Annotated in this window: 15 protein-coding genes and 1 riboswitch; of the genes, 5 read left to right on the top strand and 10 right to left on the bottom strand. The window is 68.2% G+C overall.

Going from position 1 to position 17,772, the window contains the following annotated elements:
• The gene (locus tag FRZ61_RS09845; RefSeq protein ID WP_151117061.1) at window positions 1-1,338 is read left to right on the top strand and encodes an NAD(P)/FAD-dependent oxidoreductase; all 1,338 of its coding nucleotides are present in this window, start codon (window positions 1-3) and stop codon (window positions 1,336-1,338) included.
• Here FRZ61_RS09845 and thiQ read toward each other — a convergent pair.
• From thiQ to FRZ61_RS09820, 5 genes are all read right to left on the bottom strand, one after another.
• Window positions 1,335-2,048 (bottom strand): thiamine ABC transporter ATP-binding protein, encoded by a 714-nt coding sequence (gene thiQ / locus FRZ61_RS09840; protein WP_225309197.1) that lies wholly within the window; start codon window positions 2,046-2,048, stop codon window positions 1,335-1,337. The two genes, FRZ61_RS09845 and thiQ, sit on opposite strands and share 4 nt — an antisense overlap.
• Entirely contained in the window at window positions 2,035-3,642 is a 1,608-nt protein-coding gene (gene thiP / locus FRZ61_RS09835; protein WP_191909377.1) for a thiamine/thiamine pyrophosphate ABC transporter permease, read from the bottom strand. Before thiP ends, thiQ begins: the two co-directional genes overlap by 14 nt.
• A 193-nt stretch (window positions 3,643-3,835) precedes the next feature.
• On the bottom strand, window positions 3,836-4,855 hold the full coding sequence (thiB, locus tag FRZ61_RS09830; protein ID WP_151117057.1) for a thiamine ABC transporter substrate binding subunit: 1,020 nt from the start codon (window positions 4,853-4,855) through the stop codon (window positions 3,836-3,838).
• Window positions 4,856-4,900: 45 nt separating this feature from the next.
• Window positions 4,901-5,016: riboswitch (TPP riboswitch) on the bottom strand.
• A gap of 49 nt (window positions 5,017-5,065) precedes the next feature.
• Entirely contained in the window at window positions 5,066-5,935 is an 870-nt protein-coding gene (locus FRZ61_RS09825) for a choline/ethanolamine kinase family protein (protein ID WP_225309253.1), read from the bottom strand.
• 31 nt (window positions 5,936-5,966) lie between these two features.
• On the bottom strand, window positions 5,967-6,866 hold the full coding sequence (locus FRZ61_RS09820; RefSeq protein ID WP_151117053.1) for a LysR substrate-binding domain-containing protein: 900 nt from the start codon (window positions 6,864-6,866) through the stop codon (window positions 5,967-5,969).
• 85 nt (window positions 6,867-6,951) lie between these two features.
• On the opposite strand from FRZ61_RS09820, the gene FRZ61_RS09815 reads away from it, so the two are divergent.
• Window positions 6,952-7,914, top strand: a complete 963-nt coding sequence (locus FRZ61_RS09815) for a DMT family transporter (RefSeq protein WP_151117051.1) — start codon at window positions 6,952-6,954, stop codon at window positions 7,912-7,914.
• Here the strand turns inward: FRZ61_RS09815 and FRZ61_RS09810 are convergent.
• Window positions 7,911-9,506 carry a Rieske (2Fe-2S) protein gene (locus tag FRZ61_RS09810; RefSeq protein ID WP_151117049.1) on the bottom strand — a complete coding sequence of 532 codons (1,596 nt, stop codon included), beginning with the start codon at window positions 9,504-9,506 and terminating at the stop codon, window positions 7,911-7,913. The two genes, FRZ61_RS09815 and FRZ61_RS09810, sit on opposite strands and share 4 nt — an antisense overlap.
• A gap of 154 nt (window positions 9,507-9,660) precedes the next feature.
• On the opposite strand from FRZ61_RS09810, the gene FRZ61_RS09805 reads away from it, so the two are divergent.
• Together FRZ61_RS09805 and FRZ61_RS09800 are read left to right on the top strand one after the other, a co-directional pair.
• Window positions 9,661-10,059, top strand: coding sequence for a DUF805 domain-containing protein (locus tag FRZ61_RS09805; protein WP_151117047.1), 399 nt, complete (start codon window positions 9,661-9,663; stop codon window positions 10,057-10,059).
• A gap of 175 nt (window positions 10,060-10,234) precedes the next feature.
• Window positions 10,235-11,599, top strand: coding sequence for a glutamine synthetase family protein (locus FRZ61_RS09800; RefSeq protein WP_151117045.1), 1,365 nt, complete (start codon window positions 10,235-10,237; stop codon window positions 11,597-11,599).
• Between the two features lie 127 nt (window positions 11,600-11,726).
• On the opposite strand, the gene FRZ61_RS09795 is transcribed toward FRZ61_RS09800, so the two are convergent.
• Window positions 11,727-12,665 (bottom strand): nucleoside hydrolase, encoded by a 939-nt coding sequence (locus tag FRZ61_RS09795; RefSeq protein ID WP_151117043.1) that lies wholly within the window; start codon window positions 12,663-12,665, stop codon window positions 11,727-11,729.
• A 210-nt stretch (window positions 12,666-12,875) separates the two neighbouring features.
• On the opposite strand from FRZ61_RS09795, the gene FRZ61_RS09790 reads away from it, so the two are divergent.
• On the top strand, window positions 12,876-13,283 hold the full coding sequence (locus FRZ61_RS09790) for a DUF1761 domain-containing protein (RefSeq protein ID WP_151117041.1): 408 nt from the start codon (window positions 12,876-12,878) through the stop codon (window positions 13,281-13,283).
• 18 nt (window positions 13,284-13,301) lie between these two features.
• On the opposite strand, the gene speB is transcribed toward FRZ61_RS09790, so the two are convergent.
• The 3 genes from speB to FRZ61_RS09775 all read right to left on the bottom strand — a co-directional run bounded on the left by speB (window position 13,302) and on the right by FRZ61_RS09775 (window position 17,642).
• Window positions 13,302-14,282, bottom strand: coding sequence for an agmatinase (gene speB, locus FRZ61_RS09785; protein WP_151117039.1), 981 nt, complete (start codon window positions 14,280-14,282; stop codon window positions 13,302-13,304).
• Between the two features lie 70 nt (window positions 14,283-14,352).
• Window positions 14,353-15,210: a universal stress protein gene (locus FRZ61_RS09780; protein WP_151117037.1), complete on the bottom strand. Its 858-nt coding sequence runs from the start codon at window positions 15,208-15,210 to the stop codon at window positions 14,353-14,355.
• Window positions 15,207-17,642 (bottom strand): Lon protease family protein, encoded by a 2,436-nt coding sequence (locus FRZ61_RS09775; RefSeq protein ID WP_151117035.1) that lies wholly within the window; start codon window positions 17,640-17,642, stop codon window positions 15,207-15,209. The genes FRZ61_RS09780 and FRZ61_RS09775 overlap by 4 nt, the downstream gene beginning before the upstream one ends.
• Between the last annotated feature and the right edge of the window lie 130 nt (window positions 17,643-17,772).

Genomic DNA, 17,772 nt, shown 5'->3' with positions numbered 1-17,772 from the left:
ATGGCGCCGGAAGCCACGCTCGACCGGCGTCCGGCTTCTTCCGCCGCATCGGGCGGCGATCGGTCCAGCGCGGCGGGATCGCGCCATCGCGTGGTGATCCTGGGCGCGGGCTTCGGCGGCCTCTCCGCCGCCAAGGCCCTGGCCAAGGCGCCGGTCGAGGTCACGGTCATCGACCGGCGCAACTATCATCTCTTCCAGCCCCTGCTCTACCAGGTCGCCATCGCCGGCCTGTCGCCGGCCGACATCGCGGTGCCGATCCGCAGCATCCTGCGCCACCAGGCCAATGCCCGCGTGCTGATGGGCGAGGTCGAGGGCGTCGACCGCCAGGCGCGCGAGGTGTTCCTGGCGGATGGCCGACGCATTCCCTTCGACAGCCTCATCGTCGCGACCGGCGCCCGCCATGCCTATTTCGGCCATGACGAGTGGGAGCCGGTGGCCCCCGGCCTCAAGCAGATCGACGACGCCACCGGCATCCGCCGGCGCATCCTGCTCGCCTTCGAGCGGGCGGAGATGGCGACGGCGGAAAAGGCCCGCGAACGTCTCCTCACCTTCGCCATCGTCGGTGCCGGCCCCACCGGGGTGGAGCTGGCCGGCGCCCTCGCCGAGCTGGCGAAGAAGGCGCTGGCCGCCGACTTCCGCGCCATCGACCCGCGCGAGGCCCGCATCCTGCTGGTCGAGGCGGCGGAGCGGCCCCTCACCAGCTTCCCGGACCATCTCTCGGTCAAGGCGACAACCCAGCTCCACAAGCTGGGCGTCGAGCTGCTGCTGGGCGCCAAGGTCACGCGCTGCGAGGAGGCCGGGATCGAGATCGAGGACAGCCGGGGCCGGCGCTTCATTCCCGCCGCAACCGTGATCTGGGCCGCCGGCGTCCAGGCTTCGCCGGCCGCCAGATGGCTCGGCATCGCCGGCGACCGTGCCGGCCGCGTCGCCGTGACGCCGCACCTGAACCTGCCGGACGACCCCCGCATCTTCGTCATCGGCGATACGGCGCTGTGCCTGGGCGCCAACGGCAAGCCGCTCCCCGGCGTGGCGCCGGTCGCCAAGCAGCAGGGCGGCTATGTCGCGCGCTATATCCTGCGCGCGCTCGCGGGACGAAGCAGCAAGCCCTTCGCCTATTTCAACTACGGCAACCTTGCCACCATCGGGCGCCGGGCCGCGGTCGCCGATCTCGGCTGGATGCAGATGAGCGGCACGCTCGCCTGGCTGTTCTGGGGCGGCGTCCATATCTTCTTCCTGATCGGATTCCGCAACCGCATCTTCGTGCTGCTCAGTTGGCTCTGGGCCTATTTCCTGTTCCACAGCGGCGCGCGGCTGATCACCGGCGACGACAACGATTAGCCCTCGGCCTCGCCGAGATAGGCCGCGATCTCAGGCAGGCGCGGCTCGGCGAAGAAGTCGGCCGTGGCCGCGATCCGCCGGATCTGGCCGTCCTGGACGAAGGCGACACGGTCGGCGCCGTGACGCGCATCCTCGGGCTGGTGGCTGACGAACAGCACGGTGAGGCCGCGGCCGCGCCGCAGCGCGTTCACGAGATCCAGCATCTCGCGCCGCAGCTTGGGACCCAGCGCGGCGAAGGGCTCGTCCAGCAGCAGCAGAGGCCGGTTGCGCACCAGGGCGCGTGCCAGGGCCGCGCGCTGGCGCTCGCCGCCCGAGACCTGCTCGGGCTTGCGATGGCCGAGGCCGGTCAGCCCCACCTCGGCCAGCGCCGCCTCGACCCGGGCGCTGTCGCCGGGCTTCAGCCGCAGGCCCGGATCGATGCCCAATGCGACGTTGTCGAAGAGCGGAAGATGGGCGAAGAGATTGTGCTCTTGGAACACCATGGTCACGGGGCGCTCGGCCGGCGGCAGGCCCGCCATATCGAGCCCCGCGAGCTTGATGCTGCCGGCAAGCGGCGTCTCGAAGCCCGCGACGAGGTTGAGCAGCGTGCTCTTGCCGGCGCCGCTGGGACCGATGATGGCGAGGCTCTCGCCCGCCTCGACCGCGAGGTCGAAGCGCATCAGCATCGCCTCGTAGCGGAAGGTGACTGCGGTCATCTCAACGGCGAGCACGGCCCCCCACTCCCGCGGCGATCGCCGCATAGCATGCGAAATTGAGAATCAGCAGCAGGGCTGCCGTCACGTTGGCATCGGGCATGTGATAGGCCCCCATCTGCTGATAGAGCAGCAGCGGCAGCGTCTCCATGCCGTCGCGGCCGAACAGCGCGATGGCCGAAAGATCGCCCAGGGCCAGGCTGAACGCCAGCGCCAGGCAGCCGCCCAGCGGCCTGCGCAGCTTGGGCCAATCGATGAGGCGCCAGCGGTTCCATCCCGAAAGGCCCAGCGCTCCGCAGAGCCGGTCGTCCTCGCGCGCCGCGTCGGCGACCGCCTGGGAGAGCGTCCGCAGCCCGAACGGCAGCGCCATGATGGCGTTCATCGCGACGACGAGCCCGTAAGCGATCCAGGGCTGGTCGACGACCGGGCGGAACAGCAGGAAGAGCCCCGTGCCCAACGCCAGCGGCGAGACGACGAGGCCGCTCACCGAAGCCATCTGGAGCAGTCCCGACCAGCGCGGGCTCCGGCCCGGGCGCTGCCGGCCCGACATCGAGATCCCCAGCGCCAGGCAGCCGCAAAGCAGGCTGGCGCAACCGGCGATCGTCAGGCTGCGCAGGGTTCCGAGCTGCAGCCGCGGGTCCGAGACCAGATGCCCGACCGATCCCAGGATGCCTTCGATCACGATCGCGGCCAGCGGCGTCGCCACGAACAGGGCCGCGATCGCGATGACGATCAGGTCGAGCGCCCGTCCGAGGCGCCCGGCCGCATCCGGCCGGGCGACCAGGGATCTGAGCTTCGGCATCAGCGGCATCTGGCGCTCGAGCAGGCGGGTCATCGCGAACAAGCCCGCGCCGATCGCGAGCTGCAGCAAGGCCAGCGACACGCCGCGGCCGAGATCGAAATCGAAGCGCAGGGCCTGGTAGATCGCGACCTCCAGCGTCGTCGCCTGCGGGCCGCCGCCCAGCGCCAGCACCACGACGAAACTGACGAAGCAGAGCAGGAACACCAGCATGGCGATGGTGGGGAGCGTCTGGCGCAGCAGCGGCAGCTCGATGACGCGGAAGATCGCCCCGCTCTTCATGCCGAGCTGGGCCGCCAGCCGCCAGCTGTCGGCCGGCACCGCCTCGAAGCGGGGCAGCAGCAGCGTTACCACCATCGGCATGTTGAAGAACACATGCGCGATCAGGATGCCGGCAAGGCCGTAGAGATGGAAATCCTGCGCGGAGCCCAACAGATCGAGGCCGCGATTGAGCCAGCCGCTGACGCCATAGATCGCCACCAGCCCGAAGATCGCGACGATGACCGGCGTCAGGAACGGCATGGCGAAGAGGTAACGCAGCCCTTCCCGGCCGAAGAAACGCGGGCGCCGCGCGAGCGCCCGCACCACCGGAACGCCCAGCCCGACGCTCAGCAGGGTCGAGAGCGCCGCCTGCCAGACGGTGAAGCCGACGACGTGGCGGATATAGCTGTCGCCCACGACCGCGCCGATGTCGATGTCGGCCGCCGCCAGCAGCAGGGCGACGAAGGCGCCGCCGATCAGCAGGAGGATGACGACGAGGCTCGCGAGGCCGCCGAGGAGCGGGAGGTTGAGCGTGTGGGCGCGCGTCGTCAACGAGACCCGTTCCTGCGGCAACCCCTCCCCCTACCCCCTCCCGCAAGGGGAGGGGGCGAGAAAGCTTCCTCTGCGCCGCACCCTTCTGTGGGGATCAGTGAAGAATGCGAAGCGAGCAAAGAACAACTCAAGCCCCCTCCCCTTGCGGGAGGGGGTAGGGGGAGGGGAGGGACACGGACGCCGCCATCTGCCTTCACCGGCTCATCGCCTTCAGCCACTCGTCGACCCAGGCGCGGCGGCCCTGCCCCGCTTCTTCGGGCGTGAAGAGCAGGGTCTTGTCCTTCGGCAGCGGCGCCGCGAAGCCGGCCGGCAGGCCCTCCGCCGGCGTTTTCGCCGGATACATCCAGTTCGTGGTGGCGACCGCGGACTGGAAACCCGGCGACAGCATGAAGGCGAGGAACTTGTCGGCGAGCGCCGGCTGCGGCGCATGGGCGAGCTTCGCCGCCACCTCGATCTGGAGATAGTTGCCCTCGGCAAAATCGCCGGCGGCGTACTGGTCCTTCTTCTCCTCGATCAGGTGATAGCTGGGCGAGGTGGTGTAGCTCAGCACCAGCGCCGCCTCGCCCTTGAGGAACATGTCGTAGGCCTCGCTCCAACCTTTGGTCACGGTCAGGATGCGAGGCTTGAGGCTCGCCCAATAGTCCGGCGCCTTGTCGCCATAGACCTTGCGCACCCACATCAGGAGCCCGAGGCCGGGCGTCGAGGTGCGCGGATCCTCGATCACGATCTTGTCCTTGGCGTCGCCCTTCGCCAGGTCGGCCAGGCTCTGCGGCGGGTTGGGCAGGCGCGTCTTGTCGTAGACGAAGGCGAACCAGCCATAGTCGAACGGCACGAATTGCTTGTCGGCCCAGGCCATCGGCAGGTCGAGCCGGGAGAGATCGAGCCCATGATCCGCGATCAGGCCGGTCGCCGCCGTCTCGGCGGTGAGGTTGGTGTCGAGCCCCAGCACGATATCGGCCTTGGAGCTGGCGCCTTCGAGCTTCAGGCGCGACAGCAGGGCGGCGCCGTCCTCGACCGAGATGAACTCGAGCTTGCAGCCGCATTCCTTCTCGAAGGCCGGCTTGATCGCCGTGCCCAACCCCCATTCGGAGGTGAAGGATTCGTAGGTCAGAATGCGGAGGGTCGGCGTGTCGGCCGCCGCGGTGCCCAAGGCACCGAGGCCGAGGCCGATGGATATCGCCGCCAGAACGGCAAAAGACTTGAAATGGCGCATCGCGTCGCTCCCTTGGTGACGCGGAGGGTGCGCGGACGAGCGGTTCTCTGAGAGCGGCTCATTTCCCTCCGCCGGCATGACCCGGATCAGGTTCGTCGGGTTGGAGGCGGGAACGGCCCCGTCTCTCCTCTCAGCCCCGAAGGGCACCCCGTTGAGTGGCGCCCATCATAGGGAGGCAATCCGCGATTGCAAGCCGGAGCCGGACGCCCGTCAGCGCAGCGCCGCGATCAGCGCCGCAAAACCGAGGCCGGCGATCAGCGGCTCGGCCCGCCGCGTGTAGTCCTCCGCCAGGCGGCGGTAGCCGTCGCGATCCTCGGCGGTCGCGATCTGCGCCGCGGCCCAGCTCGCCGCCACCAGATGCAGCAGCGCCCGGAACAGCTCGACGCGCAAGGGCAGCCTTTCGTCGCCGACACCATAGGCATCGAGCAGGCTCCTCCGCTGCCCCTCCCCGAGCCCGGCTTCGATGACGAGGCCGGCCAGGTCCCAGGCCGGATCGCACATCGCCGAATATTCCCAGTCGATGAGCGAAAGCCGTTCCGCGCTGCGCAGGAAATTCGCGGGCGACGGGTCGATATGGCTGGGGACCCAGGCGACGCGGGGATCGGCAAGGATCGGGCGCGCCGGCGTCGCGATCTCGCACAAGCGGCGCAGGGCGGCCGGGGTCTCGTCGCCCGCCAGACACAGATACTGGTCGGTCTTGGGAAAGAGCGCCATCCGGCCCTGGAAGAGCTCGCCGCTGCGATGCAGCCGCGCCAACAGACGGCCGACCGCCGACAATGTCGCCGGTTCGCGCAACGTCTCCGGGGTCAGCGGTTCCGTCCCTTCGACATAGCGCGTCACCAGGCAGTCGGGATCGGCCAGCAGGATCGCCGGCGCGATGCCCAGCCGCGCGGCCACGTCATGGTTGTGCAGCTCCGCCCGCCGGTCGATATAGCGTTCGGTCCCGGCACCCGGCAGCCGGACGACGACGGTCTCGGCGCCGCGCTGGAGCCTGAAGCTGCGGTTGGTCAGCCCCGCCAGCGGCGTCGCCGCCCAGCCGGGCTCCTTGCCCGACAGGCGATCGAGCCAGAGCGATTTCATTGCCACCAGCCGACCATGAGCGGCTCGGGAATCAATCCCGGCCCACCCGCATGAAATCCGCAAAAAGCCTGAGGATCTCGATACGGGCATTTTCCTTGGGATAATACAAGTAGAAACCCGGACGCACGGGCACAAAACGGTCAAGCACGCTTTCCACCAGCCCGGCGTTCAGTTCCTCTTGAACGCCGGCACGCAACGACCAGCCGATTCCCAGTCCGTCCCGCGCCGCCGCCACGACCGCCGCGAAGCTGTTGACGATGAGATTGCCCTTGACGGTAACAGTCTGAGGTCCGGCTGGCCCCTGGAACTGCCATTCGCCGATACGTTTGGAATCGATGAAGCGATAGCGGATGCAATTGTGCCGCAGGAGATCGCGCGGCCGCCGAGGCCGCCCGTGCCGGGCGAAGTAGGCGGGCGACGCGAAATAGCATCCCTTGAGAGGCGGCGTCAGCCGGACCGCGACCATGTCCTCGTCGATACGGTCGCCCAACCTGATTCCTGCGTGAAACCGCTCCGCCACGATGTCGACGAAGGCCTCGTTGAACGACAATTCCAGCTCGATCTCCGGGTATTTCTGCTGGAAGGCAGCCAGACGCTGGGCGATCCGCAACTGATAGGCGCGATAGGGCAGCGTGATCCGGATGCTTCCCTTCCGCGCTCTGCCAATGCCGCGGGCATCTTCCAGGGCCTCCTTCAGCTCAGACATCGCGGGCCGAGCCCGCCGCAGAAGGGCCCGTCCGGCATCGGTCAGCTCGACCGATCGGGTGGTTCGTGTGAACAGGCTGACGCCGATCTCGTTCTCGAACGCTTTCAGCTGCTGGCTGATGGCTGGCGGCCGAACGCCCATGGCCGTGGCGGCCGCGCGCAGCGAACCGCCATCGGCGATCGCCAGAAAAATCTCGAAACCGCCTGTCGGAAGCCTCCTGATCATGTCCTATTTCTTACTACACTGATCCCATTTAGGCCAGTTCACGAAACAATGACCGGCCCGCAATATTGCGCCGAGGGAGGCGATGATGACCGAGGCGGTGCGGCGGCCACAGCATCTGACGACGGGAATCGCGACGATCGTGGCGAGCGTGCTCGCCATGTCGATCGCCGATACGATCATCAAGTCCAGCAGCGCCCATTTCACGCTCTGGCAGGTCTACGTATTGCGGTCGCTGCTGGTGATCCCCACGCTCATCGCCATGATGCGTCTACGCCGATCGCCCATCGACCTGCGAGCCGTGCTGAAGCCATGGGTCATTCTGCGCAGCCTGCTGTTGGCGTTCATGTATGTCGCCCTCTATGCAGCGATCCCGGTGCTGAGCCTGCCGGTGATTGCCGCGTCCGCCTATACCGGCCCGCTCTTCATCGCACTGCTGTCGGCGCTCCTGATCGGAGAGCCGGTCGGCGGGCGCCGATGGCTTGCCATCGCGATCGGATTCGGCGGCGTCCTTCTCGTCATCCGGCCGGCGGCAGCCGATTTCTCGCCCTTGGCGCTGATCCCGGTCGGCTCCGCGCTGCTCTATGCCTTGGCGGCGATCATCACCCGATCGAAATGCGCCGCGGAGGCACCGCCCGTCCTCGGTCTGGCCCTCAATCTCGGCCTCTTGATCCTCGGCGGCGCCATGAGCGCACTCCTCGCCTCATGGCAGCCGAGCTTGCCCGACGGTGCCGCTTATCCCTTCCTGCTCGGTCCCTGGGGCACGACAGGTTTGCGGGAATGGGGAATTCTGGCTGTTCTTGCCGTCCTCATGCTGGGCATCAGTATCGGGCTCGCCAAGGCCTATCAATCGGCGCCACCTTCCATCATCGCCACATTCGACTACAGCTATCTGCTGTTCGCGGGCCTCTGGAGCTATCTCGTCTTCGCGGAAGCACCGAACCTCCCGACCATGGCCGGGATGGCGCTGATCGCCCTTGCGGGATGGCTCGTCGTCGGCCGGCCAAGCCCGACGGTCAGGCAAGTCGCGACGACGAAAGCTTTGCCCTAGCCTTCCCGCGCGACGAAAGCCATGGCCTGGCGTGCCGTGCGCCGCGGATGGCGGCCCTTGAGCGGCTCGTGCAGATAGCGATGGACCGCCGCCAGCAGGAGCGGCCCGTCCTTGCCGGCGGCCCCGGCGCGCCATTCCTCGCGCGCGGCGAGCAGCGTCTTCAGCCGATGGACCGCGACGATCTCCTCCTCGATGCCGTGATCGAAGAGGGCTGCGATCTCCTCCTCGAAGAAGCGGTCCGCGTCCTTGACCGCCCAGCGCGACAGGTCCTGCGTCCGGTCGGTGAAGCCCAGGTTGCGCCCGGCATGGCAGGCGAGCTGCAGCAGACCGGCCGGCCAGAGATCCGGAAACTTCGTGCCTTGCCGCCTGACGGCATTGGCGAAGGTGATGCCATGGGTGACGTCGAGCCAGCTCGCATTGTCGGCGACCGGCCCGTCATGGCGGCTGTCGAAGCCGAGATCGAAGGTCAGGAGCCGCTCGGCACCGGCTGCGAGCATCGAGCGGTAGAGATCGAGCGGCGGCGCGGCACCGGCAGCGGCGACCAGCTCGAGCGCCAGCCCGATGCCGGCACGGCGCAAGGCCTCGTCATCGAGGGATTTGGCCGGCGCCTTGCCGAAGCGGGCCAACGCCTTCGCATAGCCCCGGAACTCCGGGATCAGGTCCTCGCGCGCGGCATAGGCGATCCCGCGCACCAGCGCCAGCGTCAGGGGCTTCTCCACGGCAGCGCCCAGCCGCGCGATCAGCCGCCCGCATTTGACGACATAGATGAGCGGGTGGCCGAAATCGATGTAATGCGCCAGCGCGGCCCGGCTCAAGGCCGGCTCGAGATCGGCGAAGCCCAGGCCGCGCTCGAACCCGCCGCGAACCAGGGCCATGGCCCTGCCCTCGTCCTGCGCCTCGATCGCGGCGAGGAACGCCGCTTCGTCATAGTCGGCGACATCGTCGCCATAGCCGAAGACCGGCTCGCGCAGCACATCTTCGGCGATGTAGGTCATGGCCTCCAGGATCGCGATGAGCGGCCGCTCCGGATCGGGGCCGGCTTCGTCCGCCAGCGCCAGCCAGTCGGCGGCGCCGGCATAGGCATGGGTCCAGCCGAACTCGAGCCGGTCATGAGACCAGAGGATCGCGGCGGCCAGCGCGTCGCTCAGCGCGCCGCCGGCCCGCCGCAAACGGACGAGGTCCCGCGCGATCCGGTCATATTCCTTGTCGGCGAAGGCGTCGCGCAGATGCTCGAGCGCCTCACGCTGGCGCAACGCCGCCGGCGCGTCCGCGACATCGACCCAGTAATCCTCGCCGCGCAACGCAACCGGGTATGTCCGCAGCCGGTCGCCACCGTAGAGATTGGCGCCGTCCTCCAGGTCGAATTTCCAGTTGTGCCAGTTGCAGGTCAGCCGGCACTCGGCGTCGAGCGTGCCCTCGCTCAACGGATAACCCTCGTGGGGACAACGATTATTGCAGGCGCGAACGCCCTTCGGCGTCGCAAACAGCACGATCTGCTTGGGTCCGGCGCGGAACAGCGTGCGGCCCGCCTGCTCCAGCTCCTGGCGGCTGCAGGCCCTCACCCATTCGCTGCGGGGAGCGCTGTCATCCATAACAATGAGAATCGCGCTGGTTAGCCGTCCGGTCAACCCGACGCGAATTGGGGATGTCCCGAGGGGCCGCTCATTGTCGGCTTCCCTGGTCAGGATTATTATCTCCCTTACCCCTTAGGGGATTCATCTCGGGGCAATCAGGGGAGTTCAAATCATGGCTACCGTGCCGTCCGTGACCGCACCGTCCAATCAGGACCTGAAGTGGCTCTACCTGTCTCTCAATGGCAGAATCAACCGTTCCAAATACTGGCTGTTCGGCGTGGTGGCTTTCATCATCATCGGCATCATCGCCGGAGTGCTCGATGCCGTTCTGGGATTGGCCGACCCCACGACCGGCTACGGCCCGATCACGATCATCGCCAGTCTGGTCTTGATCTATCCCGCGATCTGTATCCAGGGAAAGCGCTGGCATGACCGCAACAAGAGCGCCTGGTGGATCCTGATCAACTTCGTCCCCATCATCGGTTCGCTCTGGGCGCTGATCGAGTGCGGCTTCCTGCGCGGCACGGTCGGCGACAACCGCTTCGGCCCCGATCCGCTCGGCGGCAAATAAGAGCTCGTTCGCGAAAGCGATCCGTTTGCCCCGGGCCCGCTTGGGCTCGGGGACAGCGCAAAGTCCTGGCGCGTCACGTGGGGGCCGGCCACTACCCCGCGAGGGGTAGCTGTTTGTCGGCGGCGGCGCTTCCCGGTAGAGTGCCGGCCTTCTCGCCACTCATACCGGGTTCATCATGGATGAAGGCCTGCCCACGACCGAGCTTCAGGACTATCTGCGTGCCCGTCCCGAAACGCGCTTCGTCGACGCGCTCTATGTCGATCTGAACGGTTTCGTGCGCGGGAAACGCTATCCCGCGGCGAAGGCCGGCAAGCTCTACAGCGGCGGCATGCAGATGCCGGAAGCGCATTACATCCTCTACGCCACCGGCGATTCCGTCGATCCCTGCGGGCGCGGCTTCAGCGACGGCGATCCCGACTGCGTGACCTATCCCGTGCCCGGCAGCCTGGCGCCCGTTCCCTGGGCGGCCGAGCCGCGCGCGCAGCTGCTCATGACGCAGGCGCGCAGCGAGCGCCCGCCCCATTTCGTCGATCCCCGCCAGATCCTGCGGCTGGCGGCGGAGCGCTTCGCCGAAACCGGTCTCAAGCCGATGATGGCCTTCGAGCTCGAATTCTACCTGCTCGATCCGGCGCCCGATGCGCTGGGCCGCCCGCAATCGCCGATCCAGCCCGGTACGCGGCAGCGCCTCGCCAGCATGCAGACCAACTCGATGGAGGAGCTCGACGCCTTCGGCAGCTTCCTCGCCGAGGTGGACGCCGCTTGCCGTGCCCAGAACATTCCGAGCTCCGTCGCCTGCACCGAGTTCGCCACGGCGCAGTACGAGATCAATCTCGACCATGTGGACGATCCCCTCCTCGCCGCCGACCATGCGGTGCTGCAGCGGCGCGTGATCAAGGCGGTGGCCCAGCGCCATGGCATGCGCGCGAGCTTCATGTCGAAGCCCTTCCTCGACCGCAACGGCAGCGGGACCCACATCCATGTCAGCCTGCTCGACAAGGCGGGCCGCAATGTGTTCGACGACGGATCGGAGCTCGGCAGCGCCACCCTGCGCCATGCGGTCGGCGGCCTGCAGGCGGCGATGGCCGAGGCGATGGCGATCTGCAGCCCGAACCTCAACGCCTTCCGGCGCTACGGCCCCAACCGCTTCGTGCCGGTGAACAAGAGCTGGGGCGCGCAGAACCGCTCGGTCGCCTTCCGTATCCCGGGCGGCTCTTCCCAGGCGCGGCGCATCGAGCATCGCGTCGCCGGCGCTGATGCCAACCCCTATCTGGTGGCGGCCGCCCTCCTCGCCTCGATCCAGCACGGCATCGAGAACCGGCTCGATCCCGGCGCGCCCGCGCCCTCGCGCAATGTCAGCGGCGAGGTCGATCCCGACATCCCCTTCACCTGGCAGGAGGCGGTCGACCGGCTCGAGCAGGGCACGGTCCTCCGCCAAGCGATCCATCCGCTTTATCTCCAGATCTACGCTGCGGTGAAGCGCGGCGAGCACGAGCAGATCCTGAGCGAGATCATCCCGCGGGAGTATGAGTGGTATTTGTGAGGACTTAACCTCCCTCTCGCCCCCTCTTGCGAGGTGAGGGGTACCTGCAAACCCTCGATCTCACCAGCACCTCACCCTCCCTCTCCCCGCTTCGCGCGGAGAGGGTGTGTGCGGCGATGATCTCCCGCTACAGCTTTCCCAGCCGCTGGATCAGCAGGTCGAGGATGCGGGGCGCGTCGGCGTCCTCGAAGGCTTCGACATTGGCGGGGCGGTCCCAGAGGCCGCGCCAGTCGGGGAGCGTCTGGCCCAGGGTGAGCGGGCTGCCCGTCTCCACCCGGACCGAGAGGCGCGAGCCGCGGAACAGCGTCGGGTCGATGAGCCAGGCGATGGCGCAGGCATCGTGCAGCGGCGCGCCCTTGTCCTGGCCGCTCTGGGCCATGGCCTCGGTGCCGAGATAGAAATCCATCAGGTCGGCGACGGTATGGGCGGCGGCGCCCTTCGCGGCGCGCAGGCGCTCCACATGCTCGTACCGCACCCGCACCTTCCAGGTCACGTCCAGGGGGAAGAGCGCGATATCGATGTCGCTGTCGAACACGATCGCCGCCGCATGCGGGTCGACGAAGACATTGAACTCGGCGGCCGGCGTCATGTTGCCGCCCACCCGGAGCGCGCCCCCCATGATGACGAGCCTCTTGATCTTGTCGGCGATCCGCGGCTCGCGGCGCAGCGCCATCGCGATGTTGGTCAGCGGTGCCACCGCCACGATCGTCGTGGGCTCGTCGCGGCTCATCAGGGTCTCGACCAGCCAGTCGACCGCGTGGCGTGGCTGCAGCTTGGTGCGGGGTTCGGGCAGATGCGCCCCGTCGAGCCCCGACTCCCCGTGGATCTCCGGCGCGTGATAGGGCTGGTTGAGGAGCGGCCGCTCGCAGCCGGCGAAAACCGGCAGGTCGCGCCGCTTGGCGAGCGCGCAGATGCGCAGGGCGTTGCGTGCCGTCTGCGGTGCCGACACGTTGCCGGCGACCGTGGTCAGCCCCAGCACCTGCAATTCCGGCGAGGCCAGCGCCAGCAGGATGGCGATGCAATCGTCCTGGCCGGGATCCGTGTCGATGATGATCGGCAAAGCCATGGGGCGCCCGCGATTCGATGCCGTGGATCGGCAATTCTAGAGCGCTTTGCCATGGCGTAGGAATGGGAACCGTGCCGGATCTCGAAGCTCCCGAGTCTCAGGCCCGGGCGCGGACCGGCCTACCGGAACCGCGACATGCCGGCGCGTTCGCCGCCGCTGCCGATCATGCTATGAACCTCGCGCGATCAGGACGGGAGGCGGGTGGAGCTCATGGGACGCATCAACCATTTCGCGGTGCTGCTGGCGGTTGTGCTGCAGCAGGTCGTGGGGTTCGTCTGGTACCATCTCCTGTTCGGGCCCGCCTGGCTCGCAGGTCTCGGCATGACGCCCGACCAGATGCAGGGCCGGCAATGGCGGTTCGCGGTGGCGATCGGCTGCGGCCTGCTCTCGGCCTATGGCCTCGCCTGGCTGATGGCGGCAACGGGCCGGCGCGGCCTGGGACAGGGCCTCGCCCTGGGCCTCTTCACCGGCATCGCCTTCGCCGGCAGCGCGGTGCTGCTGCACTACGCCTTCATTCCCGCGATCTGGCCGGCCGCCTGGATCGATGCCGGCGTGACGGTCGCCGCCGCGCTCGTCACCGGAGCCATGCTGGGGCTCTGGCCGAAGCGCGGCGCCTGAGGCGGCTTCAGAACGCGTTCATCGCTTCTTCGGCGGCTTGCGCCGGCGCGCGACGGCATCCGCCAGCAGGCAGAGGATCTCGAACATCACGGTGGCGCCGACCAGCGCCGTGTTGCCCGAGGGATCGAAGGGCGGCGAGACCTCGACCACGTCGCCGCCGATCAGGTCGAGCCCCTGCAGGCCCCGCAGCAGATGCTGCGCCTCGAGCGTGGTCAGCCCGCCGATCTCCGGCGTGCCGGTGCCGGGCGCATAGACCGGATCGAGCCCGTCCACGTCGAAGCTGATATAGGTGGGGCCGCGACCCGCCACGCGGCGCGCCTCCTTGATCACCTTCTCGACGCCCAGCCTGGCGAACTCCTCCATATAGATGACGCGCATCCCCGAGCTCTCGGCGAATTCCATGTCGTCGGCGCTGTAGATCGAGCCGCGGATGCCGATCTGCACGACGCGCCGGGGGTCGAGCAGCCCCTCCTCCACCGCGCGGCGGAAGGGCGTGCCGTGGGTGTATTTGTTGTCGCCGAAATAGCGGTCGTTGGTGTCGGAATGCGCGTCGACATGGATCATGCCGATCGGCCGCTTCGCCGCGATGGCGCGGAAGATCGGCAGGGTGATCAGGTGATCGCCACCGGCCGAAAGGGGGATGCAGCCGCCGGCATGGACCTTGGCGAAGAATCTCTCGATCCGCGCCAGGCTGTCCATCAGGTCGATCGGGTTGACCGGCGCGTCGCCGAGATCGGCCACGCGGGCGAGCTCGTAGGGCGCGATGCGGCTCACATGATGGACCTTGCGCATGAAGCTCGACATGTTGCGGATCTCGCGGGGGCCATGCCGGGCGCCGGCGCGGTTGGTGGTGCCGCCGTCCCAAGGCACGCCGATCAGCGCGATGTCGAGCTGGCTCGGGTCCTTCAGATGCGGCAGCCGCATGAAGGTCGGGATCGAGCCGAAACGCGGCGTCACCGCCGCATCCACCGGCTGTGGATTCGTCTGCTGCTTGGCCATCGCTTTTCCTTCGACGCGAGTTCGACGGGTGCGGCCTCGGGGCAAGCCCGGGCCGCCGTCCTCCGTCAGATTAGAGCGAGCCCCGCATCACCAGCACGGGGCAGTTGGAGGCCGCCGCGAACTCCGCCAGCTCGGGCGGCAACTGGCCGGCCAGGTCGCAGCCCAGCACCAGGAGCTGCGGCTGCTCGCGTTCGAGGGCCTGCTGCAGCGTCTTGCCGTCCGGACCGATGGCCGGCTTGATCAGGATCCGCTTCGGATCGCGGCCGATCCCTTCCTCGATGAGGCGCTTGCGCGCCTCGTATTCGGCTTTGTCCTTGGCCTGGACGATCACGAGCAGGCGCCGCCCCTCCTCGCGCGCGGTGCGCTGCGCCAGGTCAAGGGCCGCGTCGCCACAGGGCGAGGCGGTGAAGACGACGGCAACCGGGGCCTGGGCCGGCGGCTGCGACGGCATCGCCATCAGCACCGAGCAGCCGAGGCGCTTGGCCATCCTGGTCGAGGTCCGCCCCAGCGCCTCGCCGCCGATCGGCTGGCGGCGCCGGCCGATCGCCAGCAGGTCGGCCGACCCGGCTGCGGCCTCGATCGCCCCTTCGATCCGGCCGCGCACGACGTGGAACGACCAGCGCAGCTGCAAGGCTTCGGCCTTCTGCCTGAGCGCGTTGCGGGCCATGCCGGCCTGGTTGCGCAGATCCTGCTCCAGCCTGGCGACGTCGAAGCTCTGCACCGCGCTGGTCAGGCGGCAGACCTCGCGGGCGAAGGGCTGGCGCGCCAGGTTGATCAGGTCCTCATCCTCGATGAAGAGCCCCTCGAGCTCGGCCTGGAGCCGCACGGCGAGGCTTGCCGCCTGCTCCAGCGCCGCCATGCTTTCCGGCGAGGCGTCGAGCGCCACCAGGATGCGCCGGACGGCTGCGATCTCACGTTCCGCGGTCATGCTCTACCCTCCTGCCCCGTTTCGGCGCCGTCACCGGCTCCGAAACGGCGGCGTTGCTGTGCAAGTGCGATCAACCGGTCCTCGACGCGTCGGTTGACGCTGCCCTTGGGGAACTTCCCGTCATCCTCGCGGGCGCCGGCGGGAAAGCCGGTCAGGATCTCGATCCCCTGATCGATGGTCTCGACCGGGAAGATCCGGAACTGGCCCTTGCGCGCGGCCTCGATGATATCGCGCCGGAGCATCAGATGGCGGACATTCGAGGCCGGGATCAGCACGCCCTGCTTGCCGGTCAGCCCATGATGGCGGCAGACGTCGAAATAGCCCTCGATCTTCTCGTTGACGCCGCCGATCGCCTGCACCTGTCCGAACTGGTTGACCGAGCCGGTCACGGCGAAGGACTGGTCGATCGGCAGCTCCGAGAGCGCCGAGAGCAGCGCATAAAGCTCGGCCGAGGAGGCGCTGTCGCCGTCGACCCCGCCATAGGACTGCTCGAACACCAGCGTGGCCGAGAGCGAAAGCGGCTGGTCGCTGGCATAGCGCGCCGCGAGGAAGGCCGAGAGGATCAGCACGCCCTTGGAATGGGTCGGCCCGCCCAGCTCGACGCGGCGCTCCACATCGATCACCTCGCCGCGACCCAGCCTGACCCTGGCCGTGATGCGGCTCGGCTTGCCGAAGGAGAAGTTCGGCAGCGACAGGACCGAAAGGCCGTTGATCTGGCCGACCTTGCTGCCCGCGGTGTCGATCAGCACGATGCCGCTGTCGATCACCTCGAGCGACCGCTCGCGGATGCGCCCGGAACGGTGCATCTGCTGGTCGATCGCCGTTTCTATATCGTCGGCGCCGATGACGTCCCGCTTCGCCTTGTCGGCCCAGTAGTCGCCCTCGCGCATCAGATCGGCAATGTCGCCGAACCGCGTGGTGAGCTTCTGGTTGTCGTCGGCGATGCGCCCGGCCTGCTCGATCAGCCGGGCCACCGCGCCGCGGTCGAAGGTCTTGAGCCCCTCGCGCCGGCCGATCGTGGCGATCAGCCGCGCATAGGCCTGGATCGCGTCCTCCTCGCGCGGCATGTCGTCGTCGAAATCGGCCGCCACCTTGAAGAGGTCGTTGAATTCCGGGTCCTGCGAGGCCAGCAGGTAGTAGATCTCGCGGCTCCCGACGATGACGATCTTCACGTCGAGATGGACGGGTTCCGGCTCGACCGACACGGTCGAGACCAGGCTCAGCGCCTGTCCGGGGGATTCGATGGTGATCGAGCGCGCCCGCAAGGCCCGCTTCAGGGCCTCGTAGGCATAAGGCTGCGTCAGCAGCTTCTGCGCATCGAGCATCAGATAGCCGCCATTGGCCCGATGCAGGGCGCCCGCCTTGATCAGCGTGAAGTCGGTGATCAGGGCCCCCAGCTCGGCGAGGTTCTCCACCCGGCCGACCAGGTTGGGCATGGTCGGATTGTCCTCATAGATGACCGGGCTGCCGACCTGGTGGGTGTGGTCCACCAGCAGATTGACGCGGTAGCGCCGGAAACGGTCGCGGGCCGCCGGCGGCTGGCGGACGGCGCCGGGCACGGCCGGCGTCTCGCCGTCGCTCGGCAGGAAGGCATCGGCATTGTCGACGATATCCTTCTCGACCGCGTCGAGATAGCCGACCACATCCGGCAGGTCGCGGAAATGATCCCTGACGCTGGCGATGCCGTTGGCGACGGCAGCGCTCGTCACCTGCCGGTCGAGCTCGCGCGCCTGGTCGCGCCGCTGGCGCTCCATCTGCGGAAACTTGCGCAGCTCCTCCTCGAGCTCCTCCTGCAGCGCCTTGAGATCGGTCTCGATGCGCTTGCGGTCGGCTTCCGAGAGCTTCTGGAACTCCTCGGGGCTCAAGGCCGCGCCGTCGCGCACCGGCGCGAAGGCGAAGCCCATCGGGGTGCGCAACAGCGCGATCCCCTTCGGCTCGGCCTTGGCCTGCAACCCCTCGAACACGGCCGCCTGCTGGTTCTTGGTGGCCTCGTCGATGAGCTGGCGGCGGTTGCGGTAGTCCTCGCTCTCCAGGAGCGCCGGGATGGCGACGCGCAGATCGTCGATCAGGCTCCGCATCTCGGCTTGCAGCTTGCTGCCGCGGCCGGCCGGCAGGCGCAGGGCGATCGGCTTGTACGGCACATCGAAATTGTTGACGTAGCAGAGATCCGGCGGCACGGGACCGGAGCGCGCGCGCTGATGCAGGAAGCCGAAGGCGATGGTGTGCTTGCCGGTGCCGCCGGGGCCCAGCGCATAGAGGTTGTAGCCCTGGCGGCGGATCCCGATGCCGAATTCCAACGCGTCGAGGGCCCGTTCCTGCCCGACGATGTTATGGATATCCTTGAGCTCCGCCGTCGTCTGGAACGGCAGCTCGGTTTCATCGCAATGACGATAAAGCGCCTCGGGCTTGAGCGGGGTGATGGGACCAGCCACAAATCCTCACTTTCCTGCGTGGGCATGATGATGGCAGCGCCGGCCCGCCTTTCAGGAAAGGCGGGCCGGCGCGACTATATCATGGGCAGGAAAGCGATGCCGACCCCGCGGCCAGAGGGGCCTTTTCCCG

The organism is Hypericibacter adhaerens (genome assembly GCF_008728835.1).
Classification (GTDB): domain Bacteria; phylum Pseudomonadota; class Alphaproteobacteria; order Dongiales; family Dongiaceae; genus Hypericibacter; species Hypericibacter adhaerens.
The sequence above is the reverse complement of the archived record's forward strand: the minus strand, read 5'-3'. Positions and strand labels throughout refer to the sequence as shown.

Bases quoted from the DNA above. Each gene is read 5' to 3' on its own strand.
- FRZ61_RS09845 (WP_151117061.1), top strand. From the start codon at position 1: ATGGCGCCGGAAGCCACGCTCGACCGGCGTCCGGCTTCTTCCGCCGCA.
- thiB (WP_151117057.1), bottom strand. From the start codon at position 4,855: ATGCGCCATTTCAAGTCTTTTGCCGTTCTGGCGGCGATATCCATCGGC.
- FRZ61_RS09825 (WP_225309253.1), bottom strand. From the start codon at position 5,935: ATGAAATCGCTCTGGCTCGATCGCCTGTCGGGCAAGGAGCCCGGCTGG.
- FRZ61_RS09820 (WP_151117053.1), bottom strand. From the start codon at position 6,866: ATGATCAGGAGGCTTCCGACAGGCGGTTTCGAGATTTTTCTGGCGATC.
- FRZ61_RS09815 (WP_151117051.1), top strand. From the start codon at position 6,952: ATGACCGAGGCGGTGCGGCGGCCACAGCATCTGACGACGGGAATCGCG.
- FRZ61_RS09810 (WP_151117049.1), bottom strand. From the start codon at position 9,506: ATGGATGACAGCGCTCCCCGCAGCGAATGGGTGAGGGCCTGCAGCCGC.
- FRZ61_RS09805 (WP_151117047.1), top strand. From the start codon at position 9,661: ATGGCTACCGTGCCGTCCGTGACCGCACCGTCCAATCAGGACCTGAAG.
- FRZ61_RS09800 (WP_151117045.1), top strand. From the start codon at position 10,235: ATGGATGAAGGCCTGCCCACGACCGAGCTTCAGGACTATCTGCGTGCC.
- FRZ61_RS09795 (WP_151117043.1), bottom strand. From the start codon at position 12,665: ATGGCTTTGCCGATCATCATCGACACGGATCCCGGCCAGGACGATTGC.
- FRZ61_RS09790 (WP_151117041.1), top strand. From the start codon at position 12,876: ATGGGACGCATCAACCATTTCGCGGTGCTGCTGGCGGTTGTGCTGCAG.
- speB (WP_151117039.1), bottom strand. From the start codon at position 14,282: ATGGCCAAGCAGCAGACGAATCCACAGCCGGTGGATGCGGCGGTGACG.
- FRZ61_RS09780 (WP_151117037.1), bottom strand. From the start codon at position 15,210: ATGACCGCGGAACGTGAGATCGCAGCCGTCCGGCGCATCCTGGTGGCG.